The following is a 19,162-nucleotide window of genomic DNA, read 5'->3' on the forward strand; positions in this document are numbered from 1 at the left end:
TAACTATAGCTAACTAACACTAGAAACAAAAATGGCGCAGTTAAATATGCGCCATTTTCTTTTTAACTATATACACGTTTAGATATTATGAGTCACTAACTTCGCGTGCCCAATGCTTCTGTTTCGCAACATGTAACTTGCGGTAGCCATCCAGTAATGCGGCGTGCTTTTTAAAGCCTTCAAGCGATAAACCTGGGAAAGTTAAGCCGTTAAAGCGTGTCCGACCTTCTGCAATCTCAATTGCAAGGGTGACATTATTAGCGCCAAACATAAGCCCTAAGGCGTCTTGGTAACTTGCATATTCACGTTCGTCATCGTATTTAATTTCTAAAATAGCTTTTAAACAACGGAAATGACGCATCGCGTCTTCATTAACTTGGCCGGTATGTAAAATCCAGTCAACCCAATCAATCGCTTCTTCGCTACCTGCGGCTAAGCATAAGTGTGCTTTCAGTTCACCAATACGTAGAGTATGCCAAGGCGTATCGGCATCGGTTGCTAAGCCAATGAATTCAGCAGCGCGAATAATATCGCTGTGACCAGCTTCTTCGAGGTTATCGTAAATTTCCATCAGTTGCTCAGTATCATACTGATCAAGTGATAAGAAAGTTTCGCGGAATTTAGCCCCTTCGTTGTTATTACGCCAAATAAGCTCATCTACCGGATAAATATCAGACATACCAGGCACTAAAATACGACATGCATACACATTTAAGTGGGTGTAATCCATGATGTAGATATCATGGCCCATGCTGTGAATTAAATCAGTACAGAAGTTATATTCTTGCTCAGTTGAACCACTAAAGTCCCAATGTACAAATTCAAAGTCTGCTTCAGAACGGAAAAAGTCATGAGAAATTAAACCGCTTGAATCAATAAAGTGCAGTTCAATGTTTTCAGGTGTGGCTACTTCGTCGTTGTCAAAAGTGGCAGGCTGAAATACGTCTAGTTGATCTAGACGACGACCTTGCAGTAATTCGGTAACGGTTCGCTCTAGCGCCACTTCAAATGAAGGATGAGCACCAAAAGAGGCAAACACAGAGCCATCCACTGGGTTGATTAGCGTAACACTCATTACAGGGTATTTACCGCCAAGTGAGGCATCTGCAATACGTAAATGGAAGCCATGGCTACGCAATTCTTCACAGGCTTCATGAATTTTAGGGTATTGTTTTACCACATCTTCAGGCACGATCGGTAAGCTAATACCTTCAGCAATAATGCGATTTTTAATGGCGCGTTCAAATACCTCAGATAACCCCTGTACACGGGCTTCAAATTTAGTATTACCAGCACTCATACCGTTGGATACAAAAATATTACCAATCACGTTCACCGGAATATAAATATCTTTACCGTCGCGCTGGCGGGTATAAGGCACAGTACAAATACCACGCTCAAAATTACCAGAATTAAAGTCATAAAGGTGTGAGGCAGTTAATTCACGCTCAGGGTCGAAGTAATCCCATAAGCTTTCATCCATAATCCCTTGTGGTACTTCATCTTCTGCTACTTTAAACCACTTTTCGTTCGGGTAATGAGTAAAGTCACCATTGGCAAATTCTTCACCTAAGTAAAAATCAGCAAAAAAGTAGTTACAGCTTAAACGCTCAAAATATTCACCTAGCGCAGAAGCGATAGAGGCTTTATCAGTAGCACCTTTACCGTTAGTAAACATCACACCACAGTCGCTATCTTTTATATGAACTGAATAACAGTTTGCTACAGGGTTAAGCCATAGCGCTTCTTCAATATTAATATTTAGCGCTTTTAGCTTGTTTTGCATGGTAGAGATAGACGATTCTAAATCGCGGTCTTTACCTTTAATAAATGTTTTTTCAGTCATTTTGATCTCAACTAGGTCTGCACAATACATGAACTGTGTATTATCGTGGATTTTGATGTTTATTTCACCCTTTACCCGCTTTTCGTAGCGTTTTTAATAGAACGATTATGAATATATGCTAATAATAGTTTATTGAAATAGTTGAAGGGTATATTTATGTTTAAAGTAATCAAACGGTTGCTATTAATTGTTGTGGTTTTAGCGCTTGGGGGGACTGCTATTGTATACGGCGTGTTGACCTTAAGTTTACCTACCCTTGATGGTAAAGGCCGAAGCGATGCGGTAACGCAGCCAGTTAAAGTTGCTCGAGATACGCTTGGCCAAGCTGTTATTACTGCAGCAACTCGCCACGATGCTGCCTATGGCTTAGGTTATGCTCACGGGCAAGATCGCTTTTTTCAAATGGATTTACTTAGACGTAATGCCGCAGGTGAGCTCAGTGAGCTATTTGGTAAAGCCGCGCTCGCTCTTGATAAAAAAATGCGCTTTCATCAATTACGTAAACGCAGCCAAGCGATTTTAAAAACTCTCCCCCAAGCCGATAAGCAACTACTAAAAAGCTATGCACAAGGGGTAAACGAAGGACTTGCGCAAGTAGGGTACCCAAGTTTTGAATACCTACTTACAGGGGCTGAGCAACAACCATGGCAAAGCGAAGATAGTCTGTTAGTTATTTTTAGCATGTATTTAGATTTACAAACTGCGACCTTTGAGCGCGACCAAGCTTTAATTCAAATACAACAGCAATATGGCGCAAAAATGGTTGAATTTTTAACCCAACCAAGCCAATACCAAGCAGCATTAGATGGCAGTGTTTTAGCACCTTATACCCAAACTATACCCCAGTTACCAACGCAGCCATTAGCGGCGATTAAAAGCATTACTGCTAATTTAGAAGTAGGCAGTAATAACTGGGCAGTGACCGCAGATTTAACTAATACTCAAGCTGCGATGCTTTCAGATGATATGCACTTATCAATGGCGGTGCCGGTTATTTGGTATCGAGCGCAGCTTAATTACACTCATAACAATCAAGCTTATCAAGTAACCGGTGTTTCGTTACCAGGAGCGCCAGCCATTGTGGTTGGCAGTAATAATAAAATTGCATGGGGATTTACTAATGGCTATATAGATACAGCCGACTGGGTTGCACTAACGGATAGCAGTAAAACATGGCAAGTAAATGAAGTGATTACCTTGGATAATGGCAACGATGAAATCTATCCCTTAACGCTAAGTGAGTATGGCCCTGTTAAATACATTAACAATCAGCCTTATGCCTTAAGTTGGGCTGCGCATCAGCCGTATGCCGTTGATATGCAATTGTTACAGCTTGAGCAGGCTGAAACAGTGGATGATGCCCTTAATATTGCAAGTAACGTGGGTATTCCGGTACAAAACTTAATGGTGGTAGATAGTCAAGGCAGTGCAGCTTGGAAACACATGGGCGGTATTCCTGCACGAACAGTACCCAGTGAGTTAGCCATTAATGAAAGTGAATATGTAGCAACTTGGCAGCAAAATGAAGTTATTCGCCCGTTTGTTAAAAACCCTGAGAGTGGGCGTCTATGGACAGGGAATTCGCGAGTGGTCTCTGCTGAGGATAATGCACGTTTTGGTAATGGCGGCTATGCCCTAGGTGCTCGTGCGATGCAAATTCGCGATCGGTTATTTGAAAAACAGCAGTTTAACGAAGGCGACTTTTACCAATTACAGTTAGACAATCAAGCGCGTTTTTTAACTCCTTGGCATAGCTTATTACTTGAGCAGTTAAAACAGCAGCCAGAACACAATGCAGATTATATCAATGCACTGGATAACTGGCAGCAATGCGCCTGCTCAACCTCCGTTGGTTATACTTTAGTTAAAACGTATCGTGATGAACTAATAAATATTTTATTTAGTAGTATTGAAGCTAGCCTCAATCAGCAGGATGGTACATTAAGTTATGTAAAACGCGATTTAGAGCCCGCTGTTTGGCAATTAATAAAAGCGCAGCCAGCAAGTTGGGTTAACCCGCAATTTACGAATTGGGAGCAGCAATTACAGGCAGCTTTTGAGCAAACTCTCGCGCAGTTAACAGCAAAGTTTGGTAATAACATTCAAAACTGGCAATGGGGTAAAGTAAACGAATTAGCGATTGAACACCCATTTGCTAAACAAATACCTCTATTGAGTAAGCTACTAAATATGCCTACCGCTCCAGGGTTTGGTGATAGCTATATGCCTGCCGTACAAAAAACCAGTTTTGGCGCATCGCAGCGATTTATTGCCCAACCTGGACATTTAGAAAGTGCCATTTTAACAGTGCCAGGAGGGCAATCAGGGCACCCGCTTTCTGAGTTTTATCGAGCCGGTTTTGATGAATATGTAGAAGGAAAGCACACCCCATTGTTACCGCAAACATTCATGCATCAAATTGAAATAGTGCCTATCAACGACTAGCTTTGGATGCAGAGTGAGCTAAATAAGTTGCTATCACGTTTTATAACCATGATTATTAATTATAGGGTTACAACAATGAAAAAATTACTACCGGCATTAATAACGACTTTACTACTGAGCAACTACGCGGCGGCGGATGACAACCCAGTTACAGCTAAGCAACTGAGCGAGCATGTGTACGTTCTATACGGACAAGGTGGCAACATTGCAGCCAGCGTAGGGGATGATGGCATATATATCATTGATGATCAGTTTGCCAAACTCTCAGATGATATTAAAAAAACCATTAGCGACTTAAAGCCAGGCAGTGCAGAGTTTGTAATTAACACTCATCATCATGGCGATCACACCGGTGGTAACGAAAACTTTGCTAAAGCCGGAGCCCATGTTATTGCCCACAATAATGTACATAAACGCCTAAAAGAAAAACATGGCGAAGGGTCGGATTACCTACCACGAATTAGTTTTGGTGATGATTTAACACTGCACTTTAATAATGAGCAAGCGTATGTTGTGCATTATCAACATGCCCACACCGATGGCGATGCGGTGATTTTTTTCAATAATGATAATATTGTGCACATGGGCGATATTTACTTTAACTTTGGCAGCCTACCGTTTGTTGATGTAGACAGTGGGGGGAGCGTTGATGGTGTTTTAGCGGCGGTTGATGATGTGATTAATCAGATTGATGATAAAACCCAAGTTATTCCTGGTCATGGCCCGCTAAGTGACCGTTCAGGACTGATCACGTATCGTAAGCTGGTGCAAAAAGCGAAAGATGTTATGCTAAAAGCAATGCAAAATGACGCCAGTTTAGAGCAGGTACTTAAAGCAGATCCATTGTCAGAACTTGGCCTTGAATATGCTAATTGGTTACCTAAAGAGCGGGTAACCACACTTTTTTATCGCAGTTTAAAGTAGCGCAAAGCGCGAATAAAAACGCATAAACCTAATAAAGCTGAGCATGTGTTCAGCTTTTTTGATTCTTACATGCCCCAAGGAGTTGCGTATGTCGGCAGAAAAAACCCATCTTGAAATTTGTAACTTAACCCGAGAACAATACCCACAAATTAAAACCTTGATGGACGAAGCTTACCCCGACCTAGGCGGAGCATGGCCAAGCCATACTATTTTTAGACTCATCGATCAGTTCCCTGAAGGGCAAATCGGTATTGTGGATGACGGCGTGCTGGTGGGTTTAGCGCTGAGTGTACAGGTAGATTATGCGCGTTTTTCAAACCCGCATACCTATGAAGATATTGCCGATGGCCACGACCGTGTATTTAGCGACACCACAGGGGATGCTTTATACGGTTTGGATGTTGCTATTAGTGAGCAATACCGTGGCATGCGTTTAGGACGCCGTTTATATGATGCGCGAAAAGAATTGTGCCGTCAGTATAATTTACGCGCTATTTTAGCGGGTGGCCGTATTCCGCGTTATTACAATCACAGCAGCGAAATGACCCCGATGGAATACATTGCTAAGGTCGATCAAAAAGAGCTGTATGACCCCATACTCAGTTTTCAATTAGCCAATGACTTTCAGGTTAAACGATTATTAAAAAAATACTTACCTGAAGATCAGGAGTCGGTCGGTTATGCCACATTACTTGAGTGGAATAACATTATGTATGAGCCAACCGACACCGTTATTGAGTCAACTAAATCAATCGTGCGCGTAGGAGCTGTGCAATGGCAAATGCGCTGTGTTGAATCGGTTGAAGAAATGCTTAAGCAAGTTGAATACTTTGTTGATACGGTATCTGATTACAAAAGCGATTTTATTTTATTCCCTGAGTTTTTTAATGCGCCATTGATGGGATTAACTGAACAAAGTAACCAAACCGAGGCAATTCGGTATTTAGCCGAATACACTGAGACCTTTAAAAACGCCATGTCGCGTATGGCGATAGAATACAACGCCAACATTATTACCGGCTCAATGCCGCTTGCCGAAGACGATAAAATATATAACGTTAGTTATTTATGCCATCGCAGCGGTAAAATAGACGAGCAACGTAAAATTCATATTACCCCGCATGAACAAAATGATTGGGTGATCCAAGGCGGTGATAAAATTGCTGTATTTGATACAGATGCAGGCCGTGTAGGTATTCAAATTTGTTACGATGTCGAATTTCCTGAGTTGTCACGTATTTTGGCCACCCAAGGTTTGGATATTTTATTTGTGCCATTTTGGACTGACACTAAAAACAGTTACTTGCGTGTACGCCATTGTGCCCAAGCACGTGCCATTGAAAACGAATGTTATGTGGTTATTGCAGGCTCTGTGGGTAACTTACCTGAAGTAGAAAGCTTAGATGTGCAGTTTTCGCAGTCGGCGGTACTAACCCCATCGGACTTTTCATTTCCGCACGATGCCACACTAAATGAAGCCACCACCAATACAGAAATGTTATTATTTAGCGACTTAGATATGGATAAGTTAAAAATTCTTCACAGTGAAGGGACAGTGCGTAACTTAAAAGACCGCCGTCACGATTTGTATGAAGTGATATTGAAAAAGAGAGATATTTAATGGCGTGGATGTATTTAATTATTGCTGGGTTACTTGAGATTGGCTGGCCTATAGGGTTAAAAATTTCTCAAACCCCTGAAACTCGTTGGCAGGGCATCGCGATTGCCATTGCGTTTATGGTCGCGAGCGGCTTTATGTTGTGGTTGGCGCAAAAGCAAATATCTATGGGCACGTCGTACGCAGTATGGACGGGTATTGGTGCTGCTGGTACGTTTTTAGTGGGTATATTATTTTACGGTGATGCCGCCACGTTTGGTCGTATTGCTGGTGTGTTAATGATTATTTGTGGTGTCATCACCTTAAAAATTAGTCATTAATTGTTAGATTAAACAAGCGCAGGTTGATACCTGCGCTTTTTTAGCTGCTCGGCAGCATTACCAATATCGCAGCCACTGCAATCAATAATAGCCCAGCGCTATCTTGGCGTTTTAGCGGTTGTTTTAACCATAAAACAGCAATCAATATCGTAAAAAATACTTCTATCTGGCCGAGCGTTTTTACATAGGCAACATGTTGCAAGCTCATTGCGCTAAACCAACCTATTGATCCCAAGCAACTAAATATACTCACCGTACAAGTCATGCCCTTATGCTGAAACATAGTTTTAAATGTATCGCGTTCCTTTAAGGCAATATAAATACACAGCATCAGTGTTTGTAAACTAATAACAAGCAATAAAACCCATGCAGGCGCATACGGAAAAGCTATACCTGAGCTTAAACTGGCTTCTCTGATCCATGACGATGACAACGCAAACGAAGTGCCGCAGGCAAGTCCTGTTAATGCTGTTTTTAAGCTAAAGTGTTTCACATTGGCGATACCACTTAATAGCAATACCGCAATTGCACCAATAAACACGCCAAACCAACCAAGTAATGACAGCGTTGAGCCAAAAAACAGCAACCCGAGTATGGCCGCCATAAGCGCTTCACTTTTAGCTAGGCCGGCGCCTACAGCAAAATTATTCATTTTAAATAATTTAACCATGAGTCCCGTGGCAATAATTTGCACTATGCTGGCACCAATAATGTAGCTAATAAATAAAGGGTTGAATGAAGGGAAGGGAGCATCTTGGTAATAATAAAGCGCATATAAATACAGCCCAGCAATAGGGCTTGCCACAATAAAGCGGGCTAATGTGACGCCAGCAATGCTCACATGAGCGCTTAATTTGCTTTGCAGAGCGTTACGCCATGACTGCATAAATGCAGCAAAAATAGTCAGTAAAATCCAAATCATCTTAAATAACATACAAAAAAGTGGAGAGCTAATTTAGCAGTACTCTGGCATTAAAGCGACCATCAAAAAGGCATAATGAATATTCATCACCTGCGACAATTTGCCACAGTGACGCACTGCTTAAATCGGCTATAGTGTGAGGGATGTTACTGCTAGCCGCCAGAGCTCAGGTTATTTATATTTGGCGGCTTTTTTCTATTTGCTGTGTTATTTTGAGTTATAAATAATAACTTGAGAATGATAATGACGACTTTATTGGTTTGCGCCTTAATTGCAGTGATCATGCCTTATGTTGCAAGGATCCCAGCTATTATAGAAATGAATAAGCTCGGTGGTTACGATAATAAACATCCGCGGCAACAACAAACACAACTTACAGGACTCGGAGCACGGGCGCTGGCTGCTCATCAAAACTGTTTTGAATCGTTAGCGGTTTTTGCCGTTGCTTTGGCTGCTGTATTAGGCACAAACAATGTTAATGCCGTAACCGAAACTTTAGCGATGACGCATATTGTAGCGCGTATTTTATTTTGTACTTTTTATTATTTAAACCTCGATATTATTCGCTCGATCACTTGGCTGGTGGGAATAGGCACCGCTATTGGCATGATCGCCGTCAGTTTATAACGAGAATAAGCAAAAACCACAAAGCAAGCAGCCTAAAAGGGTGCTTGCTTTATAGTCTTAAACACTTATTCCCATTAATGCAATATGTTAACTCGCTCTATTAAATCACTTTTTGTAACTGTACTGTTGAGTGCAAAATCAAGTTGTATTAGTACGTTCTGTTGTCCCATTGATGAAGGCGTATATTGCCATTGCATCAGTGCTCTTTTTGCTTCTTTGTTAAAGACTGCTTCTGGTTCAGCTTTTACAACAGTAATGTTAGCTGTTTTGCCTGCTGGGGTTATGTCGTATTTTAATACCACTGAACCGCTAATGCCTTGTTCCGCCGCTTGTTTTGGGTAAAGCGGTTCGATTCGCATTACGGGAGCGATAGATGTTTCTTTTTTAGCTGATGCTTCAGGTTGCTTTGCTACAGCTAAGCCACTGAGCAAGCTTGCTGCTATAAGTAACACGCTTCCTTTTGCTAGGCGCGAATGTGCGCCGTTATGTTTGATATTAGTAAGTCGTTGTAACATGGTTTTTTTATCTCCGTAGTGTGAATAAGCCATCAGACCCGCTGGCGCATTGGCAGCGCAGTTTACTAAGGCTTTGCTGTATAAAATTTGTTGCTGTGTGGTTTTATTACTTAGTACCCGTTCATCACAAGTTAGCTCCTGCAAACGTCTACAGCTTGCGTATGCCATCCAAGCTAAAGGGTTAAACCACATTAAAATTGTAGCCAGTAATAGCAGCGCATTTGTTAGGTTATCTTTGCGTTTTATATGCACATTTTCGTGCTCTAAAATAAGCGCCAATGTGGCTTTATCAAACAGAGTATTGTAGTTGTGTGGTAAAACTAGCTTGCTATTTAGTACCCCAATTACCATAGGTGTTGCCACTTGATGACTAGTAAAGGTTTTTACCCCTGAGCTTATTTCTGCTTGTAAATTTGTTACTTCACAAAGCTGTAGGTTGCTTACAAATCGGCGGTGAATAATCCAAGTGGCGAATAAAAGCAGTGCCGTAATAACTACATAAAATAGCGCCCAGTTAATACTAATAGTGCTTATTAATGGTTGATTTGGAGTAATGATATAATGACTAATTGGACTGTTTTGTAATGGCCTAATTGCATTGGGTAAATTAGCGACAAGCAGCGAGGCTGGTATTAACCACACTAATTTATAAATAAGCTGCGAACCAATTGCTTTTAAGCCAAAGCGCTCAAGTAAAACAAATCCTGCAAACAACAGACTCAATAATAGCTGTTGCTCTATTAGCCAATTAAAGCTTGTTTGAATAACCATGAGAATCCCTTACTTTTGGTTTTTTTCCCAGTCATCTATGACTTTTTTAAGCTCGTTTATATCTTGTTGAGAGAGTTTTTCTGATTTTGCAAAACCACTTACCAACGGAGCTATACGGCCACTAAAAAAGCGCTCAATAAAGTTTTGGCTTTCTTTTAGGGTGTAATCAGCACGCTCTATACAGGGGGTGTAAATATATTGGCGGCCTTCTTTTTCGAAGCTAAGCGCTCCTTTTTTAACTAATCGACCTAGTAAGGTTTTAATGGTTTTTTCGTGCCATTGTTTATCATCACTCAAGCGCTCAATAATTTGGCTGGCATTAGCGGGGTAGCTAATCCATAGCGCATCGAGTACTTCAAATTCTGCTTTTGATAATTCGATCATTTTATTGCCTACAAGTGTAATCTTTAATTTAAGACTACACTTGTAATCTATTTTTGCAAGTTTATTTTATATTTTTTTATCGCATTAAAGTGAGGGGGGGTAGCGTGAGCTTGTTAGCCTAAAATGTCGCTTTTATTAATTTTTATAAACTGGTTTTCAGGTAAATTTAAATGGTCTAACAGTAATTCACTTATTTGTACGCGGTATAAATCAATCACTTTGTAACCATAGTAATGCGCCATTTTACGAATTTGTCGATTAAGTCCTTGTTTTAAAATAATACTAAACTGATTGTCAGTGATTTTAGTCACCTCACACGGCAAAGTCATTTGCTTGTCGACAGGGACGCCTGCAGCCATTTCTTCGCAAAAATCCGCATCTAAAGGTTTATTGACGGTTACTAAATAGCGCTTAGGCTGATGATAGTCAGGGTGGATCAACTGGTTACAAAAATCCCCATCATTGGTTAAAATAAGTAATCCGCGTGAGTCTTTATCAAGGCGACCAATAGGGTATACCCGTGTTAGTTGTGGCAAGTGATGAATAAGGCTGCTTGGGTCGTGCTGATTGAGTTTACAATCAATTCCTACTGGTTTGTGATAAGCAAAGTAGACTAAATCGGCAGGGCCTTTAATGGCTTGGCCATTAACAATGACACTGTCGTTTTCGTCCACATGATCAATATGATTTGCGGGGCGATTATTAACCATAACCACACCTTCGTCAATCAAACGCGAGGCCTGCTTGCGTGAGCAAACACCGGCATGCGCTATGTACTTTGCGAGTCGAATTTTTGTATCCATGATAGCGCGTAATTAAAAAAATCTGATCGCGATTATAGCAAAGCTGCGTATTGATTACTTGGACAGTTAATTTAACAGTAGGTAGGTTAATATGGGTATTCAATTTTCAGAACTAAAAAAGCATCAGCCATTACAAAAAGTGGTGGTTCATTCACTGGAAATGGCCTTGTATCAAGTGTCTGTTGTCATTAATAATGTTGAATACTATGTACAAGAAAGCGATGGTGAATTTGTAAAGGCAGTCAGCCCATTACATATTCAAAAACGCTTTGAAGACATTGCCTACGCGCAAATGATGCTCAGGCATACCAGCGCTTATGATGAAATGTGTGGTCAACCGGAAAAAATTTCTAGCAATATGCTTGAAGTTCCCTTTGGACAAAATAACCTGTTTTAACATCAGGTATTTGCTAAAATAGGTCTATTTGGAATAGCCAATGTATCTATTGCAGGCAGAAAATACTGAGCAATTAAACCAAGCACTGCGTGTTAATATACTTGAGTTTAATGCTCAACACTTCGACGCAGAGCGCCAAGCTCTCGGCTTTAAATATCTCGATAAACAGCATGAATTAGTTGCCGGTATAAGTGGTCATGTATTTGGCAATTGGCTGCTAATAAGTTGGTTGTGGTGTGCTGAATCGGCACGAGGTAATGGCTTGGCTGATTCGTTATTAACATCACTTGAAAATGCAGCAATTGAAATGGGTGCCGTTCAGGCTCAGCTTGACACCTTAGACTTTCAAGCCAAGCCTTTCTATGAAAAGCGTGGTTATCAGGTTAAATATCAATTAAATAATTATCCGCTCAGCGGTACGCGCTACTTTATGGAAAAGCCGCTGGTAGCGGCTAAATAATGCTGATTTGAATATTACTCTTTTGTGGTTAAAGGCGTGCCATCAAAGCTAATGCCTAAAAACGGTGTTGCCTCGGGCGCTAACATAAACGTACGAATATTCATGTGATCATCGGCACTTGGGTTGTCTAGTACATCTTCGCGGTAAAATTTACCAAAACAATCTAAGGTATTTTGTTTACTAAGACCGTTGAGCTTAGCAAATGCAAAAATTTTGCACGAACGGTTATTTTCACTCGCAGAGCTTAATAACCCATGGTTACTGAAGCTGCATGCTGTAAAAGTATAGTGCTCATCAATAACGGCCATAGTATCAGCAAAGCTAATACTTTTTGGCTCATCTGCGAGCGTTGTTAAATAATCTGTGAGCGTCATACGCTGTCCTTGTTATTATAATATGTCGTTAATTAACTAACTCTAACTTATATTATTAGTAAAACAAGCATAGGTTATATTAAATGGGTTAACGCATGAATGTTGGTTATTTCAATATCAGCCAACCCTTTGTAGGCATAAGTTTGTGCTTGATTATTCAGCCATACAGACTGACAGCCAGCGTTGTTAGCACCTTGCACATCGCTATCAAGGCTATCACCTATGTGCAAAATATCGCTGTTTTTGATACGTAAATGTGTTGCGGCTTGATCAAATAATGTTGTGTGTGGTTTAGCTTTACCATGCAAGCCTGCTTGTAACACCAGTTCAAACTTATCTTTTAAATTAAATCGATCAACCTCGACATTACCGTTAGTAATGGCAATCAATTTGTAGTGTTGACTTAGTTTATCAAGCAATATTAGTACGTCTTCGCTCACCGTAATATTGCTTCGCTCATCAGCAAATGCTTGATACGCCTTATGTACATGATGCTCTATTTCATCACCTTTAAAACCTAATTCAGACAACACTAAGCGCAAGGTATGCTTACGCCATTGTGTGACGTCATCAATAAGTTCTGGCTGCTGTAGTGCCGCGAGTTCACGGCATTGCTGCCAAAACTGTGGTCCTTGTTTTTTGTAGCCTGGTAGCGCATTTAAATAATCAATTTGCGCCTGAACGGCTGCGGTTATGATAGGGCGGTTATCGTACAAGGTGTCGTCTAAGTCAAAACTCAGCACAGAAAAAGGAGAAATTGCGCGATTAAATCGGATCATAGTTGCTGCTCTAATCGGTTCTTTTTTTAGCACGTGGGTGGGTGTTATCGTACACCTTAGCTAAGTGCTGAAAATCTAAATGAGTATAGACTTGGGTTGCAGATAAACTACTGTGGCCTAATAATTCTTGCACTGCTCGTAAATCCCCAGACGACTCTAAAATATGCGACGCAAATGAGTGGCGTAATTTATGCGGATGAACTTGCGAGCTAATACCTTGCTTTATCCCCCATTCTTGCATACGCAAACGAACTTGGCGTACAGAAATACGGCTTTTTTTGCTACTCAAAAATACTGCATGTTCATCTGAGCCCATAAATAGTGGGCGAACTGCTAGCCAATTGTTTAACGCCTCAAGTGCTTTAGAGCCAACCGGTATTAGGCGTTCTTTTGCGCCTTTGCCTCGCACTAATATTTCACCGCTACGAGTGTTTATATCTTGCATGTTAGCGCCAACTAACTCACTAATGCGTAAGCCTGATGAATACATCAGTTCCATCATCGCTTTATCACGAATGGCAAGTGGATCATCATCGGGTATTTCGAGTAAACGAGCCATTTGGTCAACATCAAGGTTTTTAGGTAAAGGCCGCGCAAATTTAGGACCTTTTATGCCCTGTGCCGGATTGTGGTAATGCGCTTGCTCAGTAATATTTTTTGCTTTTAAAAATTTATACAAACTACGTATACAGCTTAATTTTAAGCTGATTGTTCTGCCACTTAATTGTTTTGCCCGCAGTGCCATACTGTAACGACGAATATGCTCACTTTGTACCGCAAACCAATTGTCGCACAGTTTATTAAAATACAAGGCGGCAAAACCTAATTGGCTGACATACTGATTAACGGTGTGCGCTGAATATTGACGTTCAAATTTTAAGTAATCACTAAATAATGTAATGGGTGTACGCCAGCTATCGCTTAAGTCGCTTATATTTGGCGCGTTATCGCTCATGCCAGTTCCAGTAACCGTATTTGCAATGAGCGCACAAAATCTAATACAAATAAGTTATCTTGTGAGGGCTCAAAGTGGTTTTCATCGTGGCTGCCAAAAGCCAAAATTGCGTAGGGGTTACTCGGCTCACCAATTAAATAAAGTGCGGTCGATTGGGTATCATTATTGAAGAGTAAGTCGCGTTCTTGCTGATTTACACGGCCTAAATAATGATTACTATCTGACAATCTATGCTTTACTAACTCTTCAAAGGCATTATCGTATCTAACGAGTTTGCATTCATTAATAGTCGGGCTCATACAAATAATATTGCGTAAGTTACTGGCCAGTGTATTAAAGTCGTAATTACTCCACAGCTGTCGGTGACATTGGCTAAATAAACGATAAACCAGTTCATTCTGGGTCGCATTTTTGCTCATGCTGTCTATTTGATTTTTTAGCTGTGTATTGTGCTCGCGTAATTGGCGCTGCTGAATATGCACTAATGAAGTAGCACCCTGTACTTGTTGTTGTAACTCAAGTTGCGCTAACAGCTTAGGTTGCTCAATTAAAAAATCAGGATGCTGTTGTAAGTAATCTATTACTTGCTGTTTAGTTAATTCACTCATAGTGCAACTTGCCCATCAAATACATGTTCAGCGGGACCTGTCATACGCACTGGATGGCCCTCGCCACTCCAGCGCACTTGTAAGCTACCGCCGGGTAAATCAACTTGTACTGTACTGGTGAGCTTATTTTGGATAAAACCAATCACCATGGCAGCACACGCGCCGGTACCGCAAGCAAGTGTTTCGCTTACACCACGCTCCCATACTCTGAGTTTAATGTGCTCTTGAGAGATAACCTGCATAAAGCCAATGTTCGCGCGTTGTGGAAAACGCTCATGGTTTTCAAGCAACGGGCCTAGGGTATCCACTTGGGCTGTTTCTATATCGTCTACTTCCATTACGCAATGAGGGTTACCCATAGATACGGCACCACTAAAAACGGTATGCTCTTCTGCGCGAATAATATAAGTCAGCTCACGTTTGGTTGCTTTGAGTGGAACTTTATTTGGCTCAAAATTAGGGTGACCCATATTAACGGTTACTTGACCGTCTTTTTCAATATACAGGGTGAGATTACCAGACTTAGTCGACACGCTGATTTTATGTTTATTGGTTAAGCCTTTCATGCGTACAAAGCGGGCAAAGCAGCGCGCACCGTTACCACATTGTTCTACTTCGTGGCCGTCAGCGTTAAAAATACGATAGTGAAAATCGAGATCGGGTGAGTAAGGGGCTTCAACCATCAGTAGTTGATCAAACCCAATGCCGAAATAGCGATCGGCCAGCTTTTTGATTTGATCACGAGATAAAAAAACGTTTTGTGTAATGTTATCAATCACAACAAAGTCGTTACCTAAGCCGTGCATTTTGGAAAAATTAACTAACATAGCGCTCTAATTCGGTTTTGCTCTGTGCTAATCATGCCACAGAGCAGCTAGTTGGCAAAAACGTTTATGGTAAAACTTTCTCACCTTGGTATAAGCTTTCGATAGTTTCGCGTTCGCGAATAAGGTGATGTTGCTCACCATCGACCATTATTTCGGCAACTCGTGGACGTGAGTTATAATTTGAGCTCATGGTAAAACCATAGGCTCCAGCGCTTCGCTGTACTAACAAATCACCTTGTTTGAGTGCCAGTGGTCGGTCTTTACCTAAAAAGTCACCGGTTTCACACACCGGGCCAACCACGTCATAGTTGTGGGTAGGTGTTTCGTCATCACGCACTGATACAGGAATAATTTTTTGCCATGCTTGATACAGTGATGGGCGTAACATGTCGTTCATACCCGCATCTACAATCGCAAAATACTTGTCTTGGTTTTGTTTAATAAACTCAACTTGTGTTACTAAAATCCCCGCGTTTGCGGCAATGGCTCGCCCGGGCTCAAAAATCAGTTCTAGGTGACGGTAATTTGCAAGGCGCTGCGTTACTTGTGCTGCATATTCACTTGGGTGCGGAGGTTGTTCGTCGTCGTAGGTTACTCCAAGGCCTCCACCTATATCTAAATGGCTTAGCTCAATACCTGCATTTTTTAATTCATCAATTAATGCCAGTAGTTTATCAAGCGCCTCTAAAAACGGTTTGGTTTGTGTAAGCTGTGAGCCAATGTGGCAATCTACGCCAACAATCGTTAAGCCAGGTAATGATACCGCATGTTGATACACACTTAATGCAGACTCGATTCCAATACCAAACTTATTTTCTTTAAGTCCAGTAGAAATATACGGATGTGTTTTGGCATCAATATCGGGATTAACACGAATAGAAATTGGCGCGTCTAAATTAAGCTCGCAGGCCACTTCTGAAATGCGCTCAAGCTCTGAAATTGACTCAACGTTAAAGCATTTAATACCTAATTCTAACGCATAAGCAATTTCGTCAGCCGTTTTAGCAACCCCAGAAAATACCACTTTGTTAGCAGCGCCTCCGGCTTTTATCACCCGTGCTAATTCGCCTTTTGAGACAATATCAAAACCCGCACCAAGTCGTGCCAATATGTTTAACACCGCAATATTTGAATTTGCTTTAACGGCATAACACACTAGGCTTTTGTGATCTTGAGTCGCATTAGCAAACGCTAAATAATGGCGTTCAAACGTGGCTCTGGAATACACATAACACGGCGTACCATAGTGCTGTGCAATGGTTGCTACGCTGACATCTTCAGCAAATAGTTGGTTGTTTTTATAATTAAAAAAATCCATTTACTGCTCCTGTTGTTGCTCGGCGGGTGTTTGTTTGTTAGGAATGTCAGTTGGCTGGTTTTGTTCAGCAGGCTGCTCGGGTAAGTACAGCGGGCCGCTTTGGCCACAGCCAGCTAATGCACACAACAATACGGTGCTGATTAATAGTTGTTTTAATTGTAAGGTATATGTCGCTTTCATTAGATTAATACGGTTGCTGGCTTTATAATCGCAGAGTAACAGAATATCTAAAAAATGCAGCTATTCGCGGATGATTTTATTCCTGTTACACTAGCTCTATAAACATGCACCCATTATTTAGGCGCCTCGCCTGCAAAGGAAATTAACGATGACTGATCACGAATATCACCAGTTAGCAGAAGCTCTTATGTTCACTATTGAAGAACAAGTTGATGATTGTGAAGCAGATTTAGATTATGAATCGGCTCAAGGTATTTTAGAAATTATTTTTCCAGATCGCAGTAAGATTGTGATTAATAAGCAAGCACCTTTGCACCAAGTATGGGTAGCAACAAAATTTAATGGTCACCATTTTGAAATGCGTGATGGGCAATGGATTGATAACCGCTCGGGTGCAGAATTTTGGAGCTTCATTAACGAAGCGTCTACACGCCAAGCGGGTCAAGAAATTAAATGGCAATCAACACTATGAGTTTAGGGTTTGTAGAATACCCAGCGCAAAGCGCCCATAAAGCCACGGTGATTTGGCTGCATGGCTTAGGTGATTCAGGTGATGGTTTTGCACCTGTTGCCCCGCAGCTCGACTTACCTACTGAGTTAGGAGTGCGTTTTATTTTTCCGCACGCGCCTATGCAGGCTGTTACTATTAACGGTGGTATGCAAATGCGCTCATGGTACGACATTAAATCTATGGATTTAGATAAACGTGCCGATGAGCAAGGGGTTAGAGAATCAGCTGCAAAAGTTGAGCAACTCATTACACAAGAAATTGCTAACGGCATACCTGCCAGTAAAATTATTTTAGCGGGCTTTTCGCAAGGTGGCGTTGTATCGCTTCATTTAGCACCGCGTTTAGAACAAAAGCTGGCTGGTGTAATGGCGCTGTCAACCTACATGTGTGTGCCACATAAATTGGCAGATGAAGCAAAACAAACACAGTTAAATATATTTATGGCTCATGGTAGCCAAGATGACGTTGTACCGCATAGCGCGGGTAGAAGTGCGTTCGAAGTATTATCAACGCATAACATGGATGTAAGTTGGCAAGAATACCCAATGGGGCATCAGGTTTGTACACAAGAGTTACAAGCTGTGCGCCAATGGTTAATTTCTCGCTTAAGTTAGTTTAGGAGCCGCTGAGGGTCAAAATGAGTCAGAAAATAGTAATAACAGCAAATGTAAAACGTGAACCACAGGTAAGCGAACCCAACGTGAGCTATGAGTGGCATTGGCGTCGGATTGTGAGTATTTCTATGTTGGTGATTATGATCTCTGCAGCGGTTATTTACGGCCTGTCTAGCGCCGTGAATGCTGATCAAGGGACGTCGCATCCTAATGAGCAGCTTGATTTTACTGAGCAACAAACAGCAATTGTGTCGCTAAGCGATGATAATGCAGCACCAGTAGAGAGTGAAAAAGCCATAGATGCAGATGAGGAGCAGGTAAGCAGTGTTGCGATTGCAGACCCTAAAACCTTTTCCTCAGTTGAGCAAAAACCAGCTTCTATTACTGAACAGGTACCATCGGAGCCTGAAGTTCAACAAAGTATTATTAAGCAAGAAGTAGAGCCAACGATCACTGCTGAGCCTGAAGAAGCAACCATTGCAGCAATAGATACTCAAGCCCCTGAAGTTGAGACTGTTAGCGCAAAGCCAGTTGAGCAAAAGAAATTTGCTGCATCTGCACACATTGCTAGTGTAGCTGTGGGAGCCAAAATAGATACAGCCACAATTAGCCGTGCAGTTCTGACTCGCAGTGTCAGTAACCGTGAGCCAACCAATGTATTTGCCGCCGATGTGCGTTTGAATCAATTTGAAGAGTCGCTGTCATTTTTTAGTGAGCTTAAAAACTTACAGGGACAGCAGGTAAAACATGTGTGGTTATTCGAAGATGAAATAATGGCTGAAGTGGCACTTAAGGTCACTTCTCCGCGTTACAGAACGTACTCAACTAAAAATATTATGGATACTCAATTAGGGCATTGGCGCGTTGATGTAGTTGATGAAAACGGGCTGCTCATCGCTCAAAAAGAATTTAGAGTTTTAGCAAATTAAATAGCCTTAGATTGAACAAGTTTTAATTCTAAAAG

The 19,162-nt window shown here is 41.3% G+C and carries 22 protein-coding genes; 10 read left to right on the forward strand and 12 right to left on the reverse strand.

Annotated elements, in window-relative coordinates; all coding sequences use genetic code 11:
- Window positions 1-85: 85 nt before the first annotated feature.
- The gene (gene ycaO / locus MTF66_RS33905; protein ID WP_138622433.1) at window positions 86-1,846 is read right to left on the reverse strand and encodes a 30S ribosomal protein S12 methylthiotransferase accessory factor YcaO; all 1,761 of its coding nucleotides are present in this window, start codon (window positions 1,844-1,846) and stop codon (window positions 86-88) included.
- A 156-nt stretch (window positions 1,847-2,002) separates the two neighbouring features.
- Between ycaO and MTF66_RS33910 the strand changes: the two genes are divergently transcribed.
- The 4 genes from MTF66_RS33910 to MTF66_RS33925 all read left to right on the forward strand — a co-directional run bounded on the left by MTF66_RS33910 (window position 2,003) and on the right by MTF66_RS33925 (window position 7,153).
- A complete protein-coding gene (locus MTF66_RS33910) occupies window positions 2,003-4,291 on the forward strand; it encodes a penicillin acylase family protein (protein WP_138622435.1) in 2,289 nt (762 codons plus the stop codon).
- 75 nt (window positions 4,292-4,366) lie between these two features.
- A complete protein-coding gene (locus MTF66_RS33915) occupies window positions 4,367-5,215 on the forward strand; it encodes an MBL fold metallo-hydrolase (RefSeq protein ID WP_138622437.1) in 849 nt (282 codons plus the stop codon).
- An 88-nt stretch (window positions 5,216-5,303) separates the two neighbouring features.
- Complete coding sequence (locus MTF66_RS33920; RefSeq protein WP_010392609.1) at window positions 5,304-6,836, forward strand: bifunctional GNAT family N-acetyltransferase/carbon-nitrogen hydrolase family protein; 1,533 nt, start codon at window positions 5,304-5,306, stop codon at window positions 6,834-6,836.
- Window positions 6,836-7,153, forward strand: coding sequence for a multidrug efflux SMR transporter (locus MTF66_RS33925; RefSeq protein ID WP_010392612.1), 318 nt, complete (start codon window positions 6,836-6,838; stop codon window positions 7,151-7,153). The genes MTF66_RS33920 and MTF66_RS33925 overlap by 1 nt, the downstream gene beginning before the upstream one ends.
- A gap of 40 nt (window positions 7,154-7,193) precedes the next feature.
- On the opposite strand, the gene MTF66_RS33930 is transcribed toward MTF66_RS33925, so the two are convergent.
- Window positions 7,194-8,075, reverse strand: coding sequence for a DMT family transporter (locus MTF66_RS33930; RefSeq protein WP_248529980.1), 882 nt, complete (start codon window positions 8,073-8,075; stop codon window positions 7,194-7,196).
- Between the two features lie 243 nt (window positions 8,076-8,318).
- On the opposite strand from MTF66_RS33930, the gene MTF66_RS33935 reads away from it, so the two are divergent.
- Complete coding sequence (locus tag MTF66_RS33935; protein WP_076919941.1) at window positions 8,319-8,702, forward strand: MAPEG family protein; 384 nt, start codon at window positions 8,319-8,321, stop codon at window positions 8,700-8,702.
- 74 nt (window positions 8,703-8,776) lie between these two features.
- Here the strand turns inward: MTF66_RS33935 and MTF66_RS33940 are convergent, their stop codons facing one another.
- From MTF66_RS33940 to MTF66_RS33950, 3 genes are all read right to left on the reverse strand, one after another.
- Complete coding sequence (locus tag MTF66_RS33940) at window positions 8,777-9,988, reverse strand: TonB family protein (RefSeq protein ID WP_138622441.1); 1,212 nt, start codon at window positions 9,986-9,988, stop codon at window positions 8,777-8,779.
- Between the two features lie 9 nt (window positions 9,989-9,997).
- The gene (locus MTF66_RS33945) at window positions 9,998-10,372 is read right to left on the reverse strand and encodes a BlaI/MecI/CopY family transcriptional regulator (RefSeq protein WP_008109021.1); all 375 of its coding nucleotides are present in this window, start codon (window positions 10,370-10,372) and stop codon (window positions 9,998-10,000) included.
- Window positions 10,373-10,485: 113 nt separating this feature from the next.
- Window positions 10,486-11,175: a pseudouridine synthase gene (locus MTF66_RS33950; protein ID WP_138622443.1), complete on the reverse strand. Its 690-nt coding sequence runs from the start codon at window positions 11,173-11,175 to the stop codon at window positions 10,486-10,488.
- 91 nt (window positions 11,176-11,266) lie between these two features.
- Here MTF66_RS33950 and MTF66_RS33955 point away from each other — a divergent pair, with 91 nt between their 5' ends.
- Window positions 11,267-11,572 (forward strand): DUF6482 family protein, encoded by a 306-nt coding sequence (locus tag MTF66_RS33955; protein WP_008109023.1) that lies wholly within the window; start codon window positions 11,267-11,269, stop codon window positions 11,570-11,572.
- Between the two features lie 40 nt (window positions 11,573-11,612).
- Window positions 11,613-12,032, forward strand: a complete 420-nt coding sequence (locus MTF66_RS33960; protein WP_138622445.1) for an N-acetyltransferase — start codon at window positions 11,613-11,615, stop codon at window positions 12,030-12,032.
- 14 nt (window positions 12,033-12,046) lie between these two features.
- On the opposite strand, the gene MTF66_RS33965 is transcribed toward MTF66_RS33960, so the two are convergent.
- The 7 genes from MTF66_RS33965 to MTF66_RS33995 all read right to left on the reverse strand — a co-directional run bounded on the left by MTF66_RS33965 (window position 12,047) and on the right by MTF66_RS33995 (window position 17,073).
- On the reverse strand, window positions 12,047-12,406 hold the full coding sequence (locus tag MTF66_RS33965; RefSeq protein ID WP_248529981.1) for a HopJ type III effector protein: 360 nt from the start codon (window positions 12,404-12,406) through the stop codon (window positions 12,047-12,049).
- 74 nt (window positions 12,407-12,480) lie between these two features.
- On the reverse strand, window positions 12,481-13,185 hold the full coding sequence (locus tag MTF66_RS33970) for an HAD-IA family hydrolase (RefSeq protein ID WP_076919936.1): 705 nt from the start codon (window positions 13,183-13,185) through the stop codon (window positions 12,481-12,483).
- Between the two features lie 10 nt (window positions 13,186-13,195).
- On the reverse strand, window positions 13,196-14,140 hold the full coding sequence (locus MTF66_RS33975; RefSeq protein ID WP_075170870.1) for a tyrosine recombinase XerC: 945 nt from the start codon (window positions 14,138-14,140) through the stop codon (window positions 13,196-13,198).
- On the reverse strand, window positions 14,137-14,748 hold the full coding sequence (locus MTF66_RS33980) for a DUF484 family protein (RefSeq protein ID WP_010392634.1): 612 nt from the start codon (window positions 14,746-14,748) through the stop codon (window positions 14,137-14,139). The genes MTF66_RS33975 and MTF66_RS33980 overlap by 4 nt, the downstream gene beginning before the upstream one ends.
- Complete coding sequence (dapF, locus tag MTF66_RS33985) at window positions 14,745-15,575, reverse strand: diaminopimelate epimerase (protein ID WP_138622449.1); 831 nt, start codon at window positions 15,573-15,575, stop codon at window positions 14,745-14,747. The genes MTF66_RS33980 and dapF overlap by 4 nt, the downstream gene beginning before the upstream one ends.
- 64 nt (window positions 15,576-15,639) lie before the next feature.
- Complete coding sequence (gene lysA / locus MTF66_RS33990) at window positions 15,640-16,893, reverse strand: diaminopimelate decarboxylase (RefSeq protein ID WP_138622451.1); 1,254 nt, start codon at window positions 16,891-16,893, stop codon at window positions 15,640-15,642.
- The gene (locus MTF66_RS33995; RefSeq protein ID WP_010392638.1) at window positions 16,894-17,073 is read right to left on the reverse strand and encodes a lipoprotein; all 180 of its coding nucleotides are present in this window, start codon (window positions 17,071-17,073) and stop codon (window positions 16,894-16,896) included.
- Between the two features lie 148 nt (window positions 17,074-17,221).
- Here MTF66_RS33995 and cyaY point away from each other — a divergent pair, with 148 nt between their 5' ends.
- From cyaY to MTF66_RS34010, 3 genes are read left to right on the forward strand one after another with little or no spacing between them, the layout of a single operon-like run.
- A complete protein-coding gene (cyaY, locus tag MTF66_RS34000) occupies window positions 17,222-17,545 on the forward strand; it encodes an iron donor protein CyaY (protein ID WP_008109036.1) in 324 nt (107 codons plus the stop codon).
- A complete protein-coding gene (locus tag MTF66_RS34005; protein ID WP_138622473.1) occupies window positions 17,542-18,198 on the forward strand; it encodes an alpha/beta hydrolase in 657 nt (218 codons plus the stop codon). The genes cyaY and MTF66_RS34005 overlap by 4 nt, the downstream gene beginning before the upstream one ends.
- 23 nt (window positions 18,199-18,221) lie before the next feature.
- A complete protein-coding gene (locus tag MTF66_RS34010; RefSeq protein WP_138622453.1) occupies window positions 18,222-19,127 on the forward strand; it encodes a DUF2914 domain-containing protein in 906 nt (301 codons plus the stop codon).
- Window positions 19,128-19,162 lie beyond the last annotated feature (35 nt).

It is taken from the genome of Pseudoalteromonas sp. 2CM39R, from assembly GCF_023161845.1.